The organism is Streptomyces sp. ISL-100, assembly GCF_018614615.1.
GTDB lineage: Bacteria > Actinomycetota > Actinomycetes > Streptomycetales > Streptomycetaceae > Streptomyces.
In genome coordinates, this window is sequence record NZ_JAGGOK010000002.1 from 17,463 (window position 1) to 38,338 (window position 20,876).

The following is a 20,876-nucleotide window of genomic DNA, read 5'->3' on the forward strand; positions in this document are numbered from 1 at the left end:
CTCAGTAGCTCAGCAGCCGGCCGCGCGCACCGAGGGCGTGGCCTCCAGGGGAAGCGTCGCGAATACTTCGTAACCGCCGCCGGGGATGGGGCCCTTGGCGAACTCACCGCCCAGCATGGCGGTGCGTTCCCGCATGCCGAGCAGACCGTGGCCGGCGCCCCGAGAGGGCTCGGCCGGCCTGGCCGGCGCGGTGTTGGTGACCCGGACGGTGAGAGCGGCCGCGTGGTACCCGATCTCCACCCGCGCCCGCGCTCCCGGCGCGTGCCGCATCACGTTGCTCAGCGCCTCCTGCACGATTCGAAACGCCGACAACTCGACGCCGGGCGGCAGCGGGTGCGGATCTCCGGTGGTCCGGGTGGTGACCGTGAGCCCGGCGCCCCGCACATTGCCGACCATCTCGTCCAGCTGGTCGAGCGTCGGCTGCGGGGCATGCCGTACCTCTTGCGACGGGGAATCCTCGGAGCGCAGTACGCCGAGCACGCGCCTCAGTTCGGTGAGCGCCCGGACGGCGTTCTCCCGTATGCCGGCGAGGTTCTCGTTCAGCTCCTCAGAGGGGTTGTCGACCAGGTGCGGGGCGACCTGCGCCTGGATGGAGATGACCGACATGTGGTGGGCCACGACGTCATGCAGCTCGCGGGCGATCCGGTTGCGCTCCTCCAGGAGCGTTCGCCGGGCCCGTTCCTCGGCGGTGAGTTCCTCCTGGACGCCCAGCTCGGTGCGGGCTACCCGAAGGCCGCGCAGCATCGCCCCGACCACCACCGCGGCGATGAGCACCGGGGCCGCGCGGTCGACGTCGAGGTTGTGAGGCTGGGTGGTGAAGGCGGTGCAGGCCACTCCCGCCAGAACACTGATCGCCAGCGCTTCGGCCGCGCGTCGGGGGCGGACCCGCAGCGCGAGCAGGAACAACGCCCCGCTCTGCAGGGCGATCCCGGAGATGGACCACGGGAACAGCGTGTCCTGGCTCATCACGGGCTCGGAGATCCGCACCGTGACGACCATGAGGACCGTCGAGGCCCACCAGGCCGACAAGGGCCGGGACATACCCGCTACGAGCACCGCCGACTGAAGCACGGCGAGCAGCACCACGTACCCGGGAATGCCGGCGCCCGGCGAAACCAGATCGCTCACATGAACCACGGCGATGGCCGCCGCCACCAGCACGAGCAGCACCCCGAACACCGGCCGCCAGACCGGCCAGCCCGGCGACCCCATGGGCGGCAGCGGATCGGCGGGGGCCGTCCACAGGTCTTCGCGCAGGGCGCGCGGCACCCCTCGCAGCGCGGCCACGAGCCGGCGCCCGTCCATCTTCTTCACCAGATCCACCCTAAGCACGCAGCACCGCCGGCTCTCGGGCGGGCCGCCCCTCGCACAGGGCGCGGCGCGGGCTGCTGCGTGGGCGGGACGCCATGGAGCGTGATCCTTCCGTACCGGATGACTTTCGTGCTTCCAGTACGGAAGCTACGGACCATGCCCTGTGGTCGGCGTCCCGCCGCAGAGCCCACCTTCCCCGTAGCTCTCAAGTACTACGGGTAGGGGGCCGCAGGTCCGTCAGTGCGCGTTCTCCGTCGGGCGGAGGTCCTTGGGGATCTTCGCCCACGTCAGCGCCGCCGCCACGAGCGGCAGCACCGCGGCGAGGAGGAAGGTCGGGGTCATGCCGGCGGTGAAGGCCGCGGAGACCTTTTCGAGCAGTGCGGCGCCTGCCGGACCGCCGGTCTGTCCGGCCAGGTGCGCGGCCTCGCCCACGGAATCGCGTACGGACGCCGTCGCCGCGCCGTCCAGGCCGAGTTCGGGCAGGTGCGCCCGGTAGAGGGCGGACGCGATGCTGCCCAGGATGGCCACGCCCATCGCCGCGCCGAGCTCGTAACACGTCTCCTCGATGGCGGCGGCGCCACTGACGTCGTGCGCCGGGGCCGAGGCCATCAGGGTCACCGAGGCGACCGTGGTCGCGATGCCCACACCGCAGCCGAGTACGGCCAGCGCGAAGGCTATCGACGAGTAGCCGAGGGTGCCGGTCTGCTGGAGGATCCAGGGCAGCGCGAGGCCCGCGGTCATCAGCAGCAGCCCGCTGCCCAGGACGTGGCGGATCGGGAGCCGGTGCATCAGGGCAGGCGTCACCAGCGAGGTGACGACCAGTCCGAGGGGCGCGGGAAGCAACCGGATGCCGGCCTCCAGCGGCGTGTAGCCCTCGCCGTACTGGAACCACTGGGTGATCAGGAACAGCGCCGAACCGAGCGCGATCATCCCGAGGAAGATCGCGGCGGCGGCGATGCTGAACGACCGGCTCGCGAACAGCCGTACCTGCAACAGCGGCTGGCTCAGCCTCAGCTGGCGGCGTACGAACACGGTCAGCGCGACCGCGGCCACGACCAGCAGCGCCCAGGCGACCGGGTCGGCGGGGCCGCCCTTGCCGAGCTGCTTGATGCCGCCCGCGAGGGCGAGCATGCCGACGATCGACTGCCCGACGCCCCACCAGTCCCAGCGTCCCTCGCGCGGCTGGCGTGATTCGGGCAGCAGCCACAGGCCGAACGCGATGACGGCCAGCGCGACCGGCACATTGAGCAGGAACGCGGACTGCCAGCCGTTCTTCTCGACGAGCAGACCGCCCACCACCGGGCCGAGCGCCATGCCGCCGCCGAAGACCGCGGCCCAGACGGCGTACGCGAAGGCGCGCTCGCGGGCGTCGACGAAGACATGCCGCAGGATCGACAGGGTCGTCGGCATGATGGCCGCGCCGCCGACGCCGAGCAGCGCGCGGGAGGCGATGACCTGCCACGGCGCGGTGGCGAAGACGGCGATCAGCGAGGCGAGCGCGAAGACGCTGAAGCCGATGAGCAGGATGCGCTTGCGTCCCCAGCGGTCGCCGAGCGCACCGGCGGTGACCAGCACACCGGACAGCGCGAGCGCGTACACGTCGATGATCCACAGCTGCTGCACGGAGCTGGGCTGCAGATCGGCGACGAGGGAGGGGAAGGCGACGTTGAGGATCGTGGTGTCCATCGCGATCAGCAGCAGGCTGCCGGAGAGGATCGCGAGGACGGCCCAGCGCCGGGGATCGAGCTGGGCCCGGGTGTCTGGCCGGGCGGGGGCGGGGTGCATTGGGTTCCTGTTCAGGGTCGTGCCGGAGGGTGCCAGGTGACACCTCACGGTCTCGCCTGAGACGTCAGTGTCTCAAACAAGACAACGATGCGCACATCCATTCCCTCGGCGCGACCTTATGTCCCTTTTTGTCTTTTACGTCGCCGCCGCATCCCGGAGCGCGTCGACGCCACCGGGCGGGGTCAGCCCCAGCCTCTGGAGTCTGCGGCGAGCTCATCCAGGAACGCCGAAAGATCCGCGTCCCAGGTCCATGCCACCACCTCGTCGACGCGAGCGCTCAGACCGGGCGCCCAGAGCTCGGCGGCACAGTGCAAGCAGTCGTTCATCAACTCCCGGCCGAGTTCGCGTCTTCGGGAGTCATGGGTCCACACGCCAAGTCGCGGGTGCGGTGGACACGTCAGAGGGGTCGGTGCGGTGCGCGCGGTGCCGTGGGGAAGCATCTGCGAAGTCCGGGAGCCCGTCGGCGTCCCGGGCGGGGCGCGGAGCCCCTGGAACCCCGGGCCCGCCAGGACGACGTACAGAAGCCGCGTGCTCCCGATTGCAAAGCAATCGCCTGATCGGGTGGCGGCCCTCTTCCGGGTGATCGAACGCCGGATAACAGCCGGGCGTCCCGGTGCGCACCGGCTGGCACGCCGGAATCGAATCTCTGGCCGAGAGTTCGCCCGGCGTCTCCCGTTTCGCGCCTTTGATCAGGCGCGTTGTCCGACCGCCAGTCCGCGTGCACTGCGATCCAGGAGGAATCATGTATCCCGTACCCGCTCCCGTTCGTGTAGTTGGCGGACATCCTGCGTTCGAGTGCGGCCCCGCCGCGCTCACCCGCCGCGTGCGCTTGGTTGACGCGACGGACGCCCTCGCATGACCGCGACGCGCTACACGAGCGTCGTCGATGTCCTCATCCTGCTCCAGCGTGCGGACGGCCGCGTTCTGCTCGTGCGCCGCGCCGAGACCGAGTACGCCGGCGGGCTGCTCAGCATCGTCGGGGGCCACCTGGAGCGCGGCGAGTTCGCCGACGACGGGGCACGGCGTGAGGCGCACGAGGAGGTCGGCGTCGAAATCGACCCGGCGGACACGGAATTCTGCGGCGCGGCCCACTACCTGGGCCCCGAAGACGAGCGACGTATCTGCTTCGCCTTCACCGCCCAGCGCTGGCTCGGCGAACCGTACAACCGGGAACCTCACAAACACACGGCCCTCGTGTGGGCGGAGCCCGGCAATCCGCCGCCCGACTGCCACGCGTACTCAACCGCCGTCCTGCGCCAGTTCGTCGTCGGCGGCTCGTTGTACGCCAACATCGCCCACCCGAGGAGGCCGCGTTGAGCAGCATCCCCCCGCAGCGGCAGGACAAGCCCCAGCCGTCCGCGCCGCCCGAGCTCAACTACAACGGCCGCGTACACGGAAACGCCATGCAGGGCGCCACGCTGTGGGAAATGGCGCGGCGTATCCCCGGCGCACTCGCCCAGACCTTCCGGCTCGCCTGGTCGGTGGACCGGCGCATGGTGGTGACCGTTCTGGTGTGCCAGCTCATGTCGGGGATCGGTACGGCCGTGATGCTCACAGCGGTGGCCAGGGCGATGGGGCCGCTCTTCGGCTCCGACGACGCCCGGGCCGGGCTCAACGAGGCCCGCCCCGCACTGATCCTCGCGGCCGCCGCACTGGCGGTCGGGGCGCTGTCCTGGATCCTGGCCGACTGGGCGACGCGCCGCCTCAACCCCCAGGTGGCGTCCGCGGCGGATCTGACCATGGTGGACCTCCATATGAAGGTCGAGCTGTCGACGTACGACCAGGAGGGTTTCACCGACCGGAGCCAGGCCGCCGAGATCGGTGCGCTGCGGGCCGTCGACATCGCCGAGGACGCCAAGACGCTGACGAACGGCTTCGTGCAGCTCGTGTCCGCCGCCTCCGTCCTTACCGTGCTGCATCCCCTTCTGCTCGTGGTGCTGATGCTGTCGGTCGTCCCGCGCGGTCTGGGCGGCGTGATCGCGGCCCGTATCGACTACCGCGTGTTCGACGCGTCGGTCTCGGCTCGCAATGTCCGGGGGATGATGCGCTGGTACCTCACCACGCCGACGCTCGCGGACGAGCTGCGCGCCAACACCATGCGCCCCTACCTTCACTTCTGGTATCGCACGATGTGCGACCGCATCGAGGGCAGGGCGCTCGCGGCGGCGCCGCAGTACCTGCGCGTCAACCTGGCCGCCGCCGCGCTGAGCGGCGTATTCATCGTGGGCATGTGGGCCTCGCTCGCCGCGCTGGTGCTGTCGGGGCAGATGGGGCTCGCCATCGCCGGCACGGCGATCGTGGCCTCGCAGACCGCCGGCCGGGCGCTCAACCAGATCGTCAGGTACGGGGCGGCGATGTTCCACCACGGTCTCTATCTGGACGACTACCACCAATTCCTGGCTCAGGCCCGGGAGATGACGACCATGCGCGGCAGCGTCTCCGTGCAGGCTCCGGTGGAGATCCGGCTCGACGAGGCGTCGTTCACGTATCCGAAGAAGACCACCCCGGCGCTGCACCCGGTGTCGCTCACTCTCCGCCGGGGCGAGGTGGTCGCTCTGGTCGGGGAGAACGGCGCCGGCAAGTCCACGCTCGTACGCCTGCTGACCGGACTCACCCTGCCCACTGACGGCCGTGTCCTGTGGGACGCCACCGATCTGGCCGCGGCGGACGCCGAGTCGGTGTGGGGCCACATCGGGCTGGTACCCCAGACGAACGGACACTGGCCGCTGGCGGTACGGGAGAACATCACGCTGGGCCAGCCCCGCCGGCACGGCGACGAGCTGGTCTGGGAGGCCGCCGAGCAGGTCGGCATGCGGGAGGCGGTGGCCGAATTCCCCGACGGGATGGACACGTTGCTGGCCAGGTCGCTGTGGGGCGGCCATGAGCTGTCCGGCGGGCAGTGGCAGCGGCTCGCGTGCGGACGTGCGCTCTACCGGCGGCCGGGTTTCCTGATCCTGGACGAGCCGACGAGCGAGATGGACGCCCGCGGTGAGCACCGGATCTTCAACGCACTGCGGGAGATGGCGCCCGGCCGTATCACCCTCGTCGTCACCCACCGGCTGGAGAACGTCCGCATGGCGGACCGCATCCTCGTACTCGACAAGGGGCGTATCCGGGAGGAGGGCAGCTTCGAGGAGCTGGTGCGCGCCGAAGGCGGCCTCTTCGCCGAGCTGTACGCGCTGTCTCAGGACCGCTGAGCCCACTCGGCCCCTGGTGAACGCGTGAAACGTGGACCCGGCGCCCGCAGGTCGGGTCCACGGACTCGCGCTCCAGGCGCACCCCCAGGCGGCCGGGGAGTCTCCCCCGTGGTCGTCGGCCCATCCTGCCGGACCACAGAATCGATCTTGTCGGCATAGATCGTTTACGCGCGGGGCAGGCTGCTAGCGCAATTCGACCAATGAACATGACAACTCATCCGCTCGCAGGCAGGGGGGTCCTGCGTGCCCTTCCCCACAAGGAGCACCCGAGTGCCGCAGGACGTCCGTTTCGATCTCCCCTTCACCACCCCGGTAAGCACACACCTGGAGTACGCGAAGGAGCAACATCTGCGCTGGGTCTGGGACATGGGCCTCGTAAGGAGCGTGGCCGGTTTCGAGGAATATCAGTCCTGGGACCTGCCGCAGGCCGCGATACGCACCTACCCGCACGCCTCGCCCGACGACATGGTCGTCCTGATGAACTGGTTCTCGCTCGCCTTCCTCTTCGACGACCAGTTCGACGCGGCGAGCCCCGACCGGGCCGACCGGATCGCGGAGGTCGCCAGGGAACTCATCGTGACTCCGCTGCGCCCCGCCGGCACCCGCCCCCGCGTCGTCTGCCCCATCACACTCGCCTGGGTCGAGGTCTGGGAGCAGCTGTCCGACGGCATGTCGCTGACGTGGTGCACGCGTTTCGCCGCGTCCTGGGGGCGATTCCTGGCCGCGCACGCGGAGGAGGTCGACCTGGCCGCCCGCAGCACCACCCTGCTCGGCGTCGGACCCTACAAGGCCTTCCGAAGGCGGACAGTCGGCATCCACCACAGCATCGACGCGGGCGAGCGCAGCCGCCGCTTCGAGGTTCCCGCACAGGTACAGGCGCACCCGGTCATGGAGGGGCTGCGGGACGCCGCCGCGGACACCATCGGCTTCATGAACGACATCCACTCCTTCGAGCGGGAGAAGCGCCGGGGCGACGGCCACAACCTGATCGCCGTACTGCACCGTGAGCGCGGGTACTCGTGGGAGAAGGCCGCGGACGAGGCGTTCCGAATAACCGGCGAGAGCCTCGACGAGTACGTGGAGCTGGAGGCGCGGGTGCCCGCGATGTGTGACGAGCTCGGCCTTGACGACGACGAGCGCGACCGCGTGTGGATGGGCATAGAGGCCATCCGGCACTGGATCAACGGCAACTACGAGTGGGCGCTGACGACCGGCCGCTACGCCGCCGCGAAGCAAGGGCCCGCGGCCGCCGCCGAATTGGAGGGACGCGGCTCACTCGACGACCTGCTCACGGTCTGACGCACCGACACACCGCTGCCGGCCGGCCGCCACAAGGGCGGTCGGCCGGCAAGAGCGGTCAGATCCCCGCGCCCTGCGGTACGAACTCGACCGGGATACGGTCCAGTCGCTCCTCCCACGTCGACGCGGTGGAGGTCAGCTCCTCGGCCGGGGTGGCCAGCCGCAGCCCCGGCAGCCGGTGCAGCAGGACGTCGACGGCTGTCTCGATGATGGCCTGGCCGACGTTCTGGCCGGGGCACTCGTGCGGACCGCTGCTGAACGCGAGGTGCGCCTGGTTCCCCTGGATGGAGACGCCCGCGTCGGGCCGGATCTCCGGGTCCAGATTCCCGGCCGTCAGGCCGAGTACCAGCAGGTCGCCGGCCTTGATGCGCTGGCCGCCCAGCTCCAGATCGGCCGTCGCGAACCGCCCCGGGCACACGGCCAGCGGCGGCGTGTTCCACATGACTTCCTCCACCACCGCCGAGATGTTCAGCTGCCCGCTGATCAAACCGGACAGGTGGGAGCGGTGGGTGAGGACCAGTTGCAGGACGCGCGCCAGCAGGTTGCTGGTCGTGGTGTGCGCGGTGATCAGGACCAGGCGCAGGTGGCTGAGGATCTCTTCGTCGTCCAGGCCTGCCTGGTGTTCCAGCAGCCCGGTGGTGAAGTCGGATCCCGGCTCGTCGCGCTTGCGCTCGGCGAGTTCCGCCAGGACCTCCATGATGACGTCGTTGTGGTGGACGGCGTCCTCACCGCCCTTGATGAGCTGCGCGCAGGATGTGGCCAGCCGGCGCCCCTCCCCCTCCGCGAGACCGAAGAGCCGCGTCAGTACGAGCATCGGCAGGTACTCGGCGTAATCAGCCACCAGGTCGGCCCGCCCCGCGTCAGCGAACGCGTCGATCTGCTTGTTCGCGAAATGCGTGACGTGACGGCGGATGCCACGCCCTGCCAACGCCTGCAGATTGTCCGTGACCGCCCCGCGCAGCCGCCGGTGCGGCTCGCCGTCCTGGGAGACGCAGTCGGGGCGCCAGGCCAGCATCGGGATGAGGGGCGAGGTCGGCTCGATCCGGCCCTCCTCCCAGTCGCGCCAGATCCGGGAGTCGCGGCTGAACTGGCGCGGGTTGTCCAGTACGCGCCGGTTCTCCCGGTAGCCGAGCACCAGCCAGGCGGGCACGTCGCCTTCGAGCAGTACGGGTGCCACGGCGCCGTACTGCTTGCGCAGCCCGGCGTAGATGCCGTGCGGGTCGGTCGACGCGTCGGGCCCGTACAGCCGCGTGATCCCGCCGGGTGCGGCGGAGCGTACGGGGCAGCCGGAGGCCGGCGCCGTCTCCCCCGGTGTGTCGGCGTACGAACCGTATGAGGACGGGGAGTTCATCGGGGCTCCAGAGCGGCGGCAGAGCGTTCCTTGAGATGACGTATCAGAGTGATGAGCACGTCACGGCTCGATGCCCGGTCTCGCGCGTCGCACGCGACGACCGGTATGCGGTCGGTGATGTCCAGGGCGTCCCTGATCTCCTCGATGGGGTGGTCCTTGGAGTCCGGGAAGACGTTGAGCGCGATGACGAAGGGTACGTCGAGCCGCTCCATCTCCTCGATGGCCAGGAAGCTGGACTCCAGGCGGCGGGTGTCCACCAGGACGATGGCGCCCAGAGCCCCCTTGAACAGGCCGTTCCACAGGAACCAGAAGCGCTCCTGGCCGGGCGTACCGAAGAGGTACAGCACGAGCTGCTCGCTCAGGCCGATCCGGCCGAAGTCGAGGCTGACCGTGGTCTTCTCCTTGTCCGCCACGCCGACGAGGTCGTCGACGCCGACGGTGGCCTGGGTGAGGGTCTCCTCGGTGGTGAGCGGCTTGATGTCGCTCACCGAGCGCACCATGGTGGTTTTGCCGGTGCCGAAGCCACCGGCGATCATCACCTTGACCGAACGGCTTTCGGCCGGCAGTGATCCGGACGACTGGGGCCAGTCCGGGCGGTCAAAGCCTTTGTAGTCCACTGAGTACCTCCTCCAGGAGGGCGAAGTCCGGCCCGTGGCCGGCGGATGCCGGGATGGGGTCACGGGCTTCCACCCGGCCCGCTTCCAGCAGGTCGGCCACCAGCACCGCGAGAATGTTGAAGGGCAGTCCGAGGTGGGCGCCGAGCTCGGCGACCGACAGCGGATCGCGGCACCACCGGACTATCTGCTCGTGCTCGTGCTGCATGCCCGCGACGGGCGCGGAGCGGGAGACAATGAGGGTCGCCACGTCGAGGCCGAGCGCGGCACCGCCCGGTCCGCTGCGGCCGCCGGTGAGGACGTAGTAGCGCTCGAGACCGGACGGTTCCGTGGGCCGGTGCGGATCACTCATTCAGAGTGCTCCTCCAGCCGCGGTGTGGTTCCCAGGAGCTCGCCCATCCTGCGGGCCAGGTCCCTCATCTGGTGGCCGAGCAGGCCCTGGTCAAGCCCTTCCTTGGCGAGGACTCCGAGGTACGTCTCCACCCCCGCCCGCACCACGAAGAGGTGCCCGCCGTCCACCTCGATCATCGCCAGGCGCAACTGCCCGCTGTACTTGGGGAATTGCGCGGCGACCGGCTGCGCGAGCGCCTGGAGGCCCGCGACGACGGCGGCGAACCTGTCCACGTCGTCGGGGTCTTCGGCGCCGTACGAGGTGATGGCCTTGCCGTCGCTGGAGGCCACGAGGGCGAAGCGGATCTCCTGGATACTCTCCGTCAGGTCGCGGAGCGCCCAGCTCACATCGGTGTACTGCTGCGTCATGGGGCTAGTCGCTCTCTTCGGTACGGGACTTCTCGTCGGTGTCACGTCCGGCGGTGGTGGCGAACGCGGCCAGGCCGGAGAAGGACGAATCCGGCGGCACGGCGGCGGCGTCGGCGGCGGCGTCGGCGGCGGAGGTCGACGCGGTGGGCGCGGCGGCGACGGGCGCGGCCGGGCCGGCCGCGGGTGCTGCGGCGTTCGCCGCGTCACCGCGCCGGCTCCGGCGCCTGGGCAGGCCGCCGGGGGTGGTTTCGATGCCGGGCCGGGTGCCGTCGGCGGTTCCGGCTTCGGTGGCGACCGCGGTGGCGGGAACGGCGGAAGGTCCTGCCCCGTTCGGGGCGGGCTCGCCCATCGGTGCCGGTATCGCGACCGATCCGGTCGGGCTGTCGGCGACCGGGCCGGCGGGGAGCGGGCTGAAGTACTTGTGGGGGACGACCACGACCACGGAGGTGCCGAGCCAGGGCGAGTCGGCGAAGGTCACTCTGATCCCGTACTTGCGGGTGAGCTTCCCCACGACGCGCAGGCCCAGGTTCGCGTCCTCCGACAAGCCGCCGATACCAGGTCCCGCCGCCACGCCTTCCAGCGCTTCCAGGGCCTGGCGCTTCTTCTCCTCGGTCAGTCCCTTGCCGGCGTCCTGGATCTCGATGCCGACACCGTTGGGCACCTCCTTGCCGGACACGACCACGGGCTCGGTGGGTGGTGAGTACCGTGTGGCGTTGTCCAGGAGGTGGGCGAAGACGAGCGTCAGGTGGTCGACCAGACCGCCGTCCACGCCGAGTTCGGGCAGGTGGCGCAGTTGTACGCGGTCGAAGTCCTTGATACGTCCGACGCCGCCGCGCACCACGCTGAGCAGGCGCTGCGGCTCCTGCCACTGCCGCCCGGGACGGTCGGAGCCGCCCAGTACGCCGATGCTCGCGGCCAGACAGTCCGCGGGGCCGATCTCCTGGTCCAGCTCCATCAGGCCCCGGGCGACGGCCGGGAGCCGGCCGTGTTCGCCCTGCATTTCGTGCAACCGGCCACGGAGCTTGCTGGTGAGGACGTGGATCCGGCTGCCGATGCTGATGACGGCCTGTTCCGCGGAGGTGCTGCGGTTGAATTCCTCCTCGACTGCGATCAGCGCGGTCCGCAGGACCTTGCGCAGTTCACGCCGGAACTCCGGTGATACGTCCGGGTCCTGGGCGAGGGGTGCGAGTACGTCGTCGATCGATTCGCCGTCGCGCAGCCGCTTCAGCGCGTCGGGGAGGAATTCGTTCCCGAGCCGGGCGACGAGCGCCTGCTGGTATTCGAGCCGCCCCTGCCACGCCCGGGCCTCTTCGGCGAGACGCGACTCGTGGAGGGAACGCTCGGCGGCTCGCTGCCCCTCCAGGGTGATCATGTGCTGCTGCCACTCCTGGGAGTACTGCGCCTGCCTCGCCCGGAAGTCGGCGACGGAGTGGCGCAGTCGCAGCTGGGACCGGATCAGCAACCGGACGCATAAGGCGGTCGCCGCTGTCGCGGCAAGAGCGGATATGCCGACGGGTATTCGGGTGCCGTCGGGTCCTGTGGTCACGGCGACGACGGAGGCGACGCCTATTCCGAGTGGCAGAAGCCACCAGGTGTGCCAGGCGGCCGGGGCCCGGGCCGCCTGCGGCGTAGTGGCAAGTTCCATCTGCATCCTCTAAACCAACGCGATCGAACAGGGGAGAAATGAGCGGCCTCGTCAGGACACGACAGGGTCAGGGTCACGTCAACTGGCAGCACTTCAAGGGAGCTTAGCGGGTCGGAATGGGAAGTGATCAACCGCCTTCCGCAACGGATGGGTACACCACGGATCATGGGGCATGAATGTCATGCCCTACACAAGGAGGGCCCGCTGCGAGGAGAAGTAGAGATGAATTCCCTGTCAGGTACTGGTGCCACTCCGCCCACCGCGCCCGGCCGCCTCCCCCTGATCGGGCACGGCCACCAGCTGGCCAGGCGGCCCCTGGACTTCATGGATTCCCTGCGCGAACACGGCAGTGTCGTACGGATTCTGATCGGCCCCACCCCGGCGTACGTCGTCACCGATCCCGCGATCACGCGCACGGTGCTGGTGAGCGAGGCTGAGGCCTTCGCCAAGGGAGGAAAGATCATCGACGCGCTGCGGGTGTTCTTCGGTGACGGTCTCGCCACCGTGGCGGACGGCGACGTACACATGAAGCACCGGCGCCTGATGCAGCCGATGTTCAACAAGGCGCACATCGCCACCCGGGGCGACGTCATGATCGACCACGTGCGCGCCGCCACCGCGGCCTGGGCAGAGGGCGACGCCGTCCGTGACACGTACGAGGACATGAACGCGCTCACGCTCTCGACGTTCCTCATCGCCCTCTTCGGGCCGGCTCTGCCCGCTCATGTGGAAGAAGAGTTCGCCGGTCTCATGCCCGCGATCATGAAGGGCACGATCAGGCAGACCATCCTCCCCTCGTGGGTGACGAAGCTGCCCCTGCCCGCGAACCGGCAGCACGCGCGGCGCGTCGCGCGGCTGCGGGAGCTCATCGACCACGCCATCGATCACCACCAGAGCAAACTGGCCGAGGCGCCCGACAGCGCGGGCGAAGGGCTCTTCTCCACGCTGCTGACGGCGACCGACCCTGTCACCGGGCAGCCGCTGTCGCGCCAGCAGCTCCAGGACGAAGCGATCACCCTGCTCACCGGCGCGATCGAGACGACAGGGACCACACTCGCCTGGTCGCTGTACGAGATAAGTGTGAACCCGGAGGTCGAACGGCGGCTGCACGAGGAGCTCGACGCCGTGTGCGGCGGCCGGCCGCTGCGTTACGACGACTTGGGCTCGCTCACCTATATGCGCAGCGTGCTGAAGGAGTCGATGCGGAAGTACGGGCCCGCCTGGCTCGTCACGCGCACCACCACGCGCCCTGTCACGCTCGACGGGCATCCTGTTCCCGAGGGCGCGGACGTCATCTACAGCCCCTACATTCACCAGCGCGATCCGGAGGTCTACTCCGAGCCCGCCGCCTTTGATCCGGACCGGTGGGACCCCGAACGGGCCAAGGGGATCGGCCGGAGTTCCTTCCTCGCCTTCGGCGACGGGCGGCGCAAGTGCATCGGCGAGGAGTTCGCCTGGACCGAACTCCTCATCATCCTCGCCACGATCACCCAGCGCTGGCGTCTGACGCCGGCTTCGGCTCCGCCGCGTCCGCAGGCGATCGTGACGGTGAAGCCGGACAAGCTGTCCATGGCGCCGCATCCGCGCACGGCGGTGCCGCGCGACACCACGGTCCCGACCCCGCCCCCGGCCAAGTGCCCGGTGACGGGCCACTGAGTCTGGGCACGGATGCGCCTGCGGCGGGCCGTTTCCCCACCCCGCCCCTTCCCGCTGTGACATTTTGCGGCTCCGCCGCGTGGGGGGCTCCGCCCCAGACCCCGCTCCTCAAACGCCGGAGGGGCTGGAGGGTGCCGGGCAGGGGCGGGGTGGGGAAAAGCCCGCGCAGCGGCTTGGGCGGGTGCCGCATAGAATGACCGGATGATCTTCATTGTTGTCAAGTTTCCCGTAAAGCCCGAGTACGCCGAAGAGTGGCCGCAGCACGTCGATGCCTTCACCAAGGCGACCAGGGGCGAGCCGGGCAACCTGTGGTTCGAATGGTCGCGCAGCATCGAGGACCCGAACACGTACGTGCTCGTCGAGGCGTTCCAGGACGACGCGGCCGCGGCGCACGTCAATTCCAGCCATTTCAAGGCCGCGTTGGACACGATGCGCCCGCTCGTACGGCGTACGCCCGAAATCGTGAGCACGACCATCGAAGGCGCCGACGGGTGGAGCGCGATGGGTGAACTCAAGATCGACGACTAACTTTGGGAGAGCTCCATGTCGAACATCCTGTTCGTAGTGACCGGCGCCGACCACTGGACCCTGGCCGACGGCACCCGCCACCCCACCGGCTTCTGGGCCGAGGAGGTCGTCGCCCCCTATGAGGCGTTCACCGGCGCCGGCCACGAGGTTGTGGTCGCCACCCCCGGCGGCGTCGTGCCGACCGTGGACCGGGCCAGTCTCGCCCCGGAGGTCAACGGTGGCCCGGAGGGCGCGGACCGGGTCGTGAGGGCCGTGGCGTCGTTCACGCAGCTTCAGCAGCCGCTGAAGCTGGAGGAGGTGGATCCGGCTGACTACGACGCCGTGTTCTACCCGGGCGGCCACGGCCCGATGGAGGACCTGGCGGTCAGCGCCGACTCCGCCAGGGTGCTGACCGGCGCTCTCGCCTCGGGCAAGCCGCTGGGTGTCGTATGCCACGCGCCCGCCGCCCTGCTGGCCACGGGGAACGCCGTCGGCGGCTCGCCGTTCGCGGGCTACCGGCTGACCGGCTTCACCAACGCCGAGGAGACCCAGGCGGGCCTCGCGGAAAAGGCGAACTGGCTGCTCCAGGACCGCCTCGTGGAGCTCGGGGCCGACTTCCGCGAGGGCGAGCCGTGGGCGCCGCACACCGTCGTCGACCGCAATCTGTACACCGGCCAGAATCCGGCCTCGGCCGGCCCGCTGGCCGAGGAGATGCTCAAGGCGCTGCGCTGAGCGGTCGGCCTCACGCGAGCCTCACGCCAGCTGGCGCCGCACGAGTTCATGCAGCCGGCCGCCCGTGTCGGCGAGCAGCTGCGCGGGCGGTCCCTGTTCGACAATCCTGCCGTCCGCCATGACGATCACCCGGTCGGCGTCCATGACCGTGGACAGCCGGTGGGCGATGACCAGGCGGCCGGCGCTCAGCCTGCGCGTGCTGGCCATGACGATGCGCTGGGTCTCGTTGTCGAGCGCGCTGGTGGCCTCGTCGAAGAAGAGGATGCGGGGGCGGCGTACGAGCGCCTGAGCGATCATCAGGCGCTGGCGCTGCCCGCCCGAGATCGCGCCGCCGCCGGCGATCATCGTATGCAGCCCCATCGGCATGCGCCGGATGTCCTCGGCCAGGCCTGCCATCTCGGCGGCCTCCCACACCTCCTCCTGGGAGAAGACCTCGGCGCCGCTGATGCAGTCCAGGATCGATCCCGTCAGCGGCTGCGCGTTCTGGAGGACGACACCGCACTGACGGCGTACGGCCGACTGGTCCAGCGCCGCCAAGTCCTGGCCGTCGTACAGCACGCTGCCCGAGAGCGGCTTGTCGAAGCCGATGAGCAGCCGCAGCAGGGTCGACTTGCCGCAGCCGCTGGGTCCGACGATCGCCACGAACTCGCCCGGGCGCACTTCGAGCGACACGTCGTCGAGCACCAGCGGGCCGTCGTCGGTGTAGCGGAACGACAGCTTCCTGGCCTCGATGGAGCCGGACAGCGTGCCGGGCTGCGCGCTGGCGCCGCGTACCTCCGGGGCCTCGTCCAGAACCGGCTTGATCTGTTCGAACATGGGCAGCACGGCAGCGACCGAGATGAGCGCGCCGCTGAGCTGGGTGACCGACGTCAGCAGCATGGTGACGGCCGTGCTGAAGGTCAGGAACGCTCCGGCCGACATGCTGCCGCGAGCCGGTCCCGCCAGCAACATGAACATGATGAGCGAGCACAGCGGCAGATAGATGGCGTCAAGGACCGTGGTCAGGTTCTTGATGCGGCCCGCGCGCTGCTGAAGTTCCCGCGAGCGGGCGAACTCGCGGGCCCAGGCGGCGTACGCGAAACTCTCCGCGGCCGCGACCCGCAGTTTGGGCAGTCCCCGCAGGGTCTGGAACGCCTGGTTGTTGAGCTTGTTGCCGAGCTCGACGAGCTTGCGCTGCCAGCGCACCTGCCACAGGCCCATCCCCAGGAACACGCCGCCGATGACTACGAGCATGGCGATCGCCGCCAGGGCCAGCGGCACGCTGAACCAGAACAGCAGAACGACGTTCATCGCGCCGACCGTGCTCGCCTGTACGGCCACCGGACCGAGCCCGGACAGCACCCTGCGGATGGCGCTGATGCCCATGGCCGCGCTGGCGAGCTCACCGGTGGACCGCTCGGTGAAGAACTTAGTCGGCAGCCGCAGCAGCCGGTCCCAGACGGCGGGCTGGAGGCCGGCCTCGATGCGGCCTTCCATACGGAGGATGGTGAGGTTCTGCAGCAGCATGAAGGACGCGGTGACGATGCTGGTGATCATGACGGCCAGGGAGACCTGGACGATGAGGCCGGTCTCGGCGTTCGGTACGTACACGCCGAGCACCTGGCCGGTCGCGATCGGTACGAGACCGCCGAGGCCGACGGTCACCAGACCGCTGAGGAGTAGGTTCCGCAGATCGACGCGGGTGTCGCGCAGGCTGAAGCGCAGCAGGCCCCACAGGGTCAGGGGCCGCTCGGGAAGGGGGCGGTAGAACATGACCGCGCGCGGCTCGAAGTCGTCCGCGTTGTCCTTGCCGATGCGTATCCGCATGCCCGAGGCCGGGTTCACCGCCTCGTACCGGCCGCGCCGCCACAGCAGCGCGACCGGCGCGCCCGACTTGGCGCGGTGGCCCACCAGCGGGCCGGAGTTGGCCCGCCACCAGCGCCCGTCGAGCCGCACCGGGCGGGTACGGACACGGGAGACCAGGGCGATGCGGTCGACGGGGGTGACGCGGTCGTTGACCGCGCCGCCCTTCGGGGGCTCGGTGAGGGTGATCCCGGCCGCCTCCGCGACCCGGCGGCAGACGGCGAAGGTGGCGTCGTCAGTGGCGCGGTCCGTGCCCGTCGCGGCGCGCCCGGACCGGTCCGGGCGGCCGATGGAGGCCACCAGGGCCTCGTCGGCCCGCGCGCGGACGGCCGCGCCCGCCTTGATGCCGGCGGCCGTACGGTCCTCGTGGGCGCGTTCGAGGTCTTCGATCCAGTGGTCGACGGCGGACAGCAGGCGGTACTGCTGGTTCACCAACTGCTGCCACATCGCCGTTTCGATCAGCAGGTCTCCGACGGCGTCCGCGCTGTAGGAGGCGCCGTACTGCACGCTGCCGGGGGACACCGGCATCCACAGGATGTCGTCGTCGGTCACGGGTCCTTCGATGTCGGGACGGCCGTCAAGCGGGGCCTGGAAGAGCACGCCCAGGCTGCGTCCGATGCCGAGGGCGAAGGCGTGGTCGAGCGGGCTCTCGTACCCGGCATAGGTGTCGGTGTACGGATCGGCGTAGCCATTGGCGTACTCGGGCGGCCGGTAGAGCTCGCGCAGCGGGATCCGCCGCAGCAGGCAGTCCTGCGACGGCCGGCCGATCAGCGTGTGCTGGGGGCCTTCGACCGGACCGAGCAGCAGCGCTCCCGCTTCGAGGCGGCCGAGGAAGTGCCAGTGCCCCTGCTGCACGGCGTCGACCGCGAACAGGTCCAGCGCCCCGCCCACCACGAGCCACAGCACCTGCGGCCCCTCCAGCGCCAGGCTGCGCAGACCGGCGCAGTCGACAGGCGCGCCGAGGCCGCCCAGCGCGTAGGTCACCGCATCGAGTTCGGCGGGGCTCCCCTCCGTCGGGCCGACGGCGGTCGGGTGTACGGACGACATGTCAGTGCTCCTTGACCAGCTCGGCGTACGCTCCGCCGGCGGCGACCAGCTCTTCGTGGCGGCCACGTTCGACGACCGACCCGTGGTCGAGTACGACGATCTCGTCGCTGTCGCGCACCGTGCTCAGCCGGTGGGCGATGACGACGCACGCGCAGCCGCGCCGCCGCAGATTGTCGATGATGATCCGCTCGGTCTCGGCGTCGAGGGCGCTCGTCACTTCATCCAGTACGAGGATGCTCGGCCGCCTGACCAGCGCGCGGGCGATCTCCAGCCGCTGCCGCTGGCCGCCGGAGAAGTTGCGGCCGTCCTGCTCGACGCGGCTGTGGATGCCGTCGGGGCGCCGCGCGATCACGTCGTACAGGGCGGCGTCCTGGAGGGCGGCGACGACCGCCTCGTCGGGTATCGAGGGGTCCCACAGCGCCACGTTGTCGCGGACCGTGCCCTCGAAGAGGAAGACGTCCTGGTCGACGAAGGAGACCGAGGCGGCCAGCGCGCTGCGGGAGATGTCCTCCAGGCGCTGTCCGTCGATACGGATCGTCCCCTCCCAGGGGGTGTAAAGACCGGAGATCAGCCGCGACACGGTCGACTTGCCGCTGCCCGATCCGCCGACGAGGGCGACCTGCTGACCGGGTCCCACGGCCAGCGAGAAGCCGGTGAGCAGCGGCTTGTCGAGTGGGCTGTAGCCGAAGGTGATCTCTTCGAGCGTCACATGGCCCTTGAGCCTGCGCGTGCTCTCGTCCGGCTCGCGCCGCGAGTACAGGACATCGACCGGGAAGCTCTCGACGTCCTTCAGCCTGGCCACATCGGCGGCGAAGTCCTGGATACGGCCCGCGACGCCGTTGAGGCGGCTGATGGGCGCGGTGAAGCGCGCCACCAGCGCCTGGAAGGCGACGAGCAGACCGATCGAGATATGCCCCTCAACGGCCCGCAGTCCGCCGATCCACAGGATCAGCGCGCTGTTGAGCGTCGCGAGGGTCGGCGCGACGACGGCCAGGAACGCGCTCGGTACGCCGAGCCGCTGCTGCACGTCCAGCGTGGTCGCGTGCTGGCCCGCCCAGCGGCGGAAGAACCCGTTCTCGCCGCCGGTGGCCTTCATCGTCTCGATCAGCTGAAGACCGGTGTACGACGTGTTGGTCAGCCGGGCGCTGTCCGCGCGCAGCTTCTGGGTGTGCGTGGCCCGCAGCCGGATGACGATGCGCATCGCGACCACATTGAGCAGGGCGACGATCACTCCGACGAACGTCAGCTGGGGGTCGTACGACCACATCAGGAGGGCGTAGAGGATCACGACCACCCCGTCCACCCCGGCAGCCGCCAGGTCCCGTGCCAGCGTCTCGGCCACCGCGTCGTTGGACTGGAGGCGCTGGACGAGGTCGGCCGGGCTGCGCTGCGCGAAGAAGGTGACGGGCAGGCGCAGCAGGTGGCGCAGGAACCGGGCGCTGCTGAGCGTGGAGGAGATGATGCGTCCGCGCAGCAGGTTCGCCTGTTGCAGACCGGTGAGTACGGCGGTGAGCGCCACCATCGCGGCCATCGACGCGAAGAGCGGGCCCAGCATCGACGTCTGCTCGCCGATCAGGAACATGTCGATGTACGTACGGCTCAGCGCGGGCACCGCCGCGCCGACGGCGACCAGCAGCAGGCTGGCGAGCAGCGCGGCGAGCAGGGTGCCGGTGGTCCCGCGCATGCGCGCGGGGACGGCGCCCATGACGCCGGGCTTGCGGCCACCACGGCGGAAGGATTGGGAGGGTTCGAAGACGAGGACGACCCCGGTGAAGCTGGTGTCGAAGTCCTCCGTCGCGACGAAGCGGCGGCCCTTGTCGGGGTCGTTGATGTGGAAGCCCCGACGCCCGAACCGACGCCCCATGCCGTCATAGACGACGTAGTGGTTGAACTCCCAGAAGAGAATGGCGGGCGCCTGGACCTCGGCGAGCGCCGTCGCCTCCATCTGCATGCCCTTGGCCTGTAGACCGTAACTACGCGCTGCCTTGAGCAGGTTGCTGGCCCGCGAGCCGTCGCGCGACACTCCGCACGCGATGCGCAGCTCTTCGAGGGGCACATGACGGCCGTAGTGGGCGAGGACCATGGCCAGCGCGGCGGCGCCGCACTCCACCGCCTCCATCTGGAGGACCGTGGGCGTACGGACGGCCTTGCGCTTCTTGACCTGTACGGGCTTCGCACGGCGGCGCCCGCCCGCCGGAGCCTGCCGACGGCGGCCCGCCGGCGGCAACTGCTGCTGCGGCGGCGCCGCGGAGTTGTTCGGTGGGGTCACGGAAGCAGCCAATCGATCGGATGCTGCTCGGCGAGGTGGATGGCGCCGGAGGCGAGGGTCATGGACTCGACGGCGTACGGCGGTCCGTCCGGCCTCGACCAGGAGTAGCCGGACTTGGAGGCGCCCGAGCGGTCAAGCTGGACGAGTACGGACACGGGCTGGCCCTGCTTCGAGAACTCCTCGCCGAGCTGGCTGCTGCCGAGATAGCCGGTGATGCGCTGTTGGGTCTGGGCGGTCCTGCCGACGGATTTGACCCGGCCGCGCAGTACGCCGTACTGCTGGGTCGCGACCGACTGGACGGTCAGATCCACCGCTGCCCCGACGGGCACGGTGGACCCGCGCTCGGCCGGTACGTACAGCGTCGCCATGAGGGGGTCGTCCGCGTTCCGCACCCGTTCCACGGCCGCCACATCCGCCCCGGTGGTCACCACGGAGCCGATAGCGGCGACGAGCGTCGTCAGCCGGCCTGCGGCGATGGTGCGTACGACGGTGTCCCCCTGCGCGGTACGGACCTTCAGGAGGGCGGCATTGGCGGAGACGCGCTCGCCTTCCTGGGCGAGTACGGCGGTGACCTGGCCGGCGACGGGACTCTGCAGGACGTAACTGCCCTGGGCGTGGGTGAGGATTCCGGGGGCGCCGAGTGTGGACGACACGGTGCCGGTCACGGCCCAGACGGCCGAGGCGGTCATGACGATGACCGTGACGATCAGAACAAGCAGGCCCTGTGGCCGGGCGAATCGCACCGGCAGATCAATTTCTTCGGGCGATTGCAGCTTGGAAAGCGCCTGTTGGCGAAACTGCACGACACTCTTCCCTCAACTGCAATGGGCTGTCAGGTATTTCCGGACGGCCGTACGCCCCG

The 20,876-nt window shown here is 70.1% G+C and carries 17 protein-coding genes; 6 read left to right on the top strand and 11 right to left on the bottom strand.

Annotation, left to right across the window (positions count from 1 at the left end):
* Window positions 1-9 precede the first annotated feature (9 nt).
* The 3 genes from J7E89_RS00160 to J7E89_RS00170 form a co-directional block, all read right to left on the bottom strand.
* Window positions 10-1,305: a sensor histidine kinase gene (locus tag J7E89_RS00160; RefSeq protein ID WP_214967109.1), complete on the bottom strand. Its 1,296-nt coding sequence runs from the start codon at window positions 1,303-1,305 to the stop codon at window positions 10-12.
* Window positions 1,306-1,548: 243 nt separating this feature from the next.
* Window positions 1,549-3,096 (bottom strand): MFS transporter, encoded by a 1,548-nt coding sequence (locus J7E89_RS00165; RefSeq protein ID WP_214966741.1) that lies wholly within the window; start codon window positions 3,094-3,096, stop codon window positions 1,549-1,551.
* Window positions 3,097-3,278: 182 nt separating this feature from the next.
* Complete coding sequence (locus tag J7E89_RS00170) at window positions 3,279-3,422, bottom strand: DUF6228 family protein (protein WP_214967146.1); 144 nt, start codon at window positions 3,420-3,422, stop codon at window positions 3,279-3,281.
* 529 nt (window positions 3,423-3,951) lie between these two features.
* Between J7E89_RS00170 and J7E89_RS00175 the strand changes: the two genes are divergently transcribed.
* The 3 genes from J7E89_RS00175 to J7E89_RS00185 all read left to right on the top strand — a co-directional run bounded on the left by J7E89_RS00175 (window position 3,952) and on the right by J7E89_RS00185 (window position 7,592).
* A complete protein-coding gene (locus J7E89_RS00175) occupies window positions 3,952-4,413 on the top strand; it encodes an NUDIX domain-containing protein (protein ID WP_214966744.1) in 462 nt (153 codons plus the stop codon).
* Window positions 4,414-4,499: 86 nt separating this feature from the next.
* Window positions 4,500-6,293 carry an ABC transporter ATP-binding protein gene (locus J7E89_RS00180; RefSeq protein WP_214967111.1) on the top strand — a complete coding sequence of 598 codons (1,794 nt, stop codon included), beginning with the start codon at window positions 4,500-4,502 and terminating at the stop codon, window positions 6,291-6,293.
* Between the two features lie 270 nt (window positions 6,294-6,563).
* Window positions 6,564-7,592: a 7-epi-alpha-eudesmol synthase gene (locus J7E89_RS00185; RefSeq protein WP_214966747.1), complete on the top strand. Its 1,029-nt coding sequence runs from the start codon at window positions 6,564-6,566 to the stop codon at window positions 7,590-7,592.
* Window positions 7,593-7,650: 58 nt separating this feature from the next.
* On the opposite strand, the gene J7E89_RS00190 is transcribed toward J7E89_RS00185, so the two are convergent.
* From J7E89_RS00190 to J7E89_RS00210, 5 genes are read right to left on the bottom strand one after another with little or no spacing between them, the layout of a single operon-like run.
* A complete protein-coding gene (locus J7E89_RS00190; RefSeq protein ID WP_214966749.1) occupies window positions 7,651-8,943 on the bottom strand; it encodes a cytochrome P450 in 1,293 nt (430 codons plus the stop codon).
* Window positions 8,940-9,560, bottom strand: a complete 621-nt coding sequence (locus tag J7E89_RS00195) for an ATP/GTP-binding protein (RefSeq protein ID WP_214966750.1) — start codon at window positions 9,558-9,560, stop codon at window positions 8,940-8,942. Before J7E89_RS00195 ends, J7E89_RS00190 begins: the two co-directional genes overlap by 4 nt.
* A complete protein-coding gene (locus J7E89_RS00200) occupies window positions 9,541-9,909 on the bottom strand; it encodes a DUF742 domain-containing protein (RefSeq protein ID WP_214966752.1) in 369 nt (122 codons plus the stop codon). The genes J7E89_RS00195 and J7E89_RS00200 overlap by 20 nt, the downstream gene beginning before the upstream one ends.
* Window positions 9,906-10,316 (bottom strand): roadblock/LC7 domain-containing protein, encoded by a 411-nt coding sequence (locus J7E89_RS00205; protein ID WP_214966754.1) that lies wholly within the window; start codon window positions 10,314-10,316, stop codon window positions 9,906-9,908. The genes J7E89_RS00200 and J7E89_RS00205 overlap by 4 nt, the downstream gene beginning before the upstream one ends.
* Window positions 10,317-10,320: 4 nt before the next feature.
* Window positions 10,321-11,961 carry a sensor histidine kinase KdpD gene (locus J7E89_RS00210; RefSeq protein ID WP_214966756.1) on the bottom strand — a complete coding sequence of 547 codons (1,641 nt, stop codon included), beginning with the start codon at window positions 11,959-11,961 and terminating at the stop codon, window positions 10,321-10,323.
* Window positions 11,962-12,183: 222 nt separating this feature from the next.
* On the opposite strand from J7E89_RS00210, the gene J7E89_RS00215 reads away from it, so the two are divergent.
* The 3 genes from J7E89_RS00215 (at window position 12,184) to J7E89_RS00225 (ending at window position 14,856) form a co-directional block, all read left to right on the top strand.
* On the top strand, window positions 12,184-13,617 hold the full coding sequence (locus J7E89_RS00215) for a cytochrome P450 (protein ID WP_214966758.1): 1,434 nt from the start codon (window positions 12,184-12,186) through the stop codon (window positions 13,615-13,617).
* 201 nt (window positions 13,618-13,818) lie between these two features.
* Window positions 13,819-14,145, top strand: a complete 327-nt coding sequence (locus J7E89_RS00220; protein ID WP_214966760.1) for a putative quinol monooxygenase — start codon at window positions 13,819-13,821, stop codon at window positions 14,143-14,145.
* 15 nt (window positions 14,146-14,160) lie between these two features.
* On the top strand, window positions 14,161-14,856 hold the full coding sequence (locus tag J7E89_RS00225) for a type 1 glutamine amidotransferase domain-containing protein (protein ID WP_214966763.1): 696 nt from the start codon (window positions 14,161-14,163) through the stop codon (window positions 14,854-14,856).
* Between the two features lie 21 nt (window positions 14,857-14,877).
* Here J7E89_RS00225 and J7E89_RS00230 read toward each other — a convergent pair whose 3' ends face one another.
* From J7E89_RS00230 to J7E89_RS00240, 3 genes are read right to left on the bottom strand one after another with little or no spacing between them, the layout of a single operon-like run.
* Entirely contained in the window at window positions 14,878-17,745 is a 2,868-nt protein-coding gene (locus J7E89_RS00230) for an NHLP bacteriocin export ABC transporter permease/ATPase subunit (protein ID WP_214966765.1), read from the bottom strand.
* 1 nt (window position 17,746) lies between these two features.
* Entirely contained in the window at window positions 17,747-20,014 is a 2,268-nt protein-coding gene (locus J7E89_RS00235) for an NHLP family bacteriocin export ABC transporter peptidase/permease/ATPase subunit (protein WP_214966768.1), read from the bottom strand.
* A complete protein-coding gene (locus tag J7E89_RS00240; RefSeq protein ID WP_214966770.1) occupies window positions 20,011-20,817 on the bottom strand; it encodes an HlyD family efflux transporter periplasmic adaptor subunit in 807 nt (268 codons plus the stop codon). The genes J7E89_RS00235 and J7E89_RS00240 overlap by 4 nt, the downstream gene beginning before the upstream one ends.
* Window positions 20,818-20,876 lie beyond the last annotated feature (59 nt).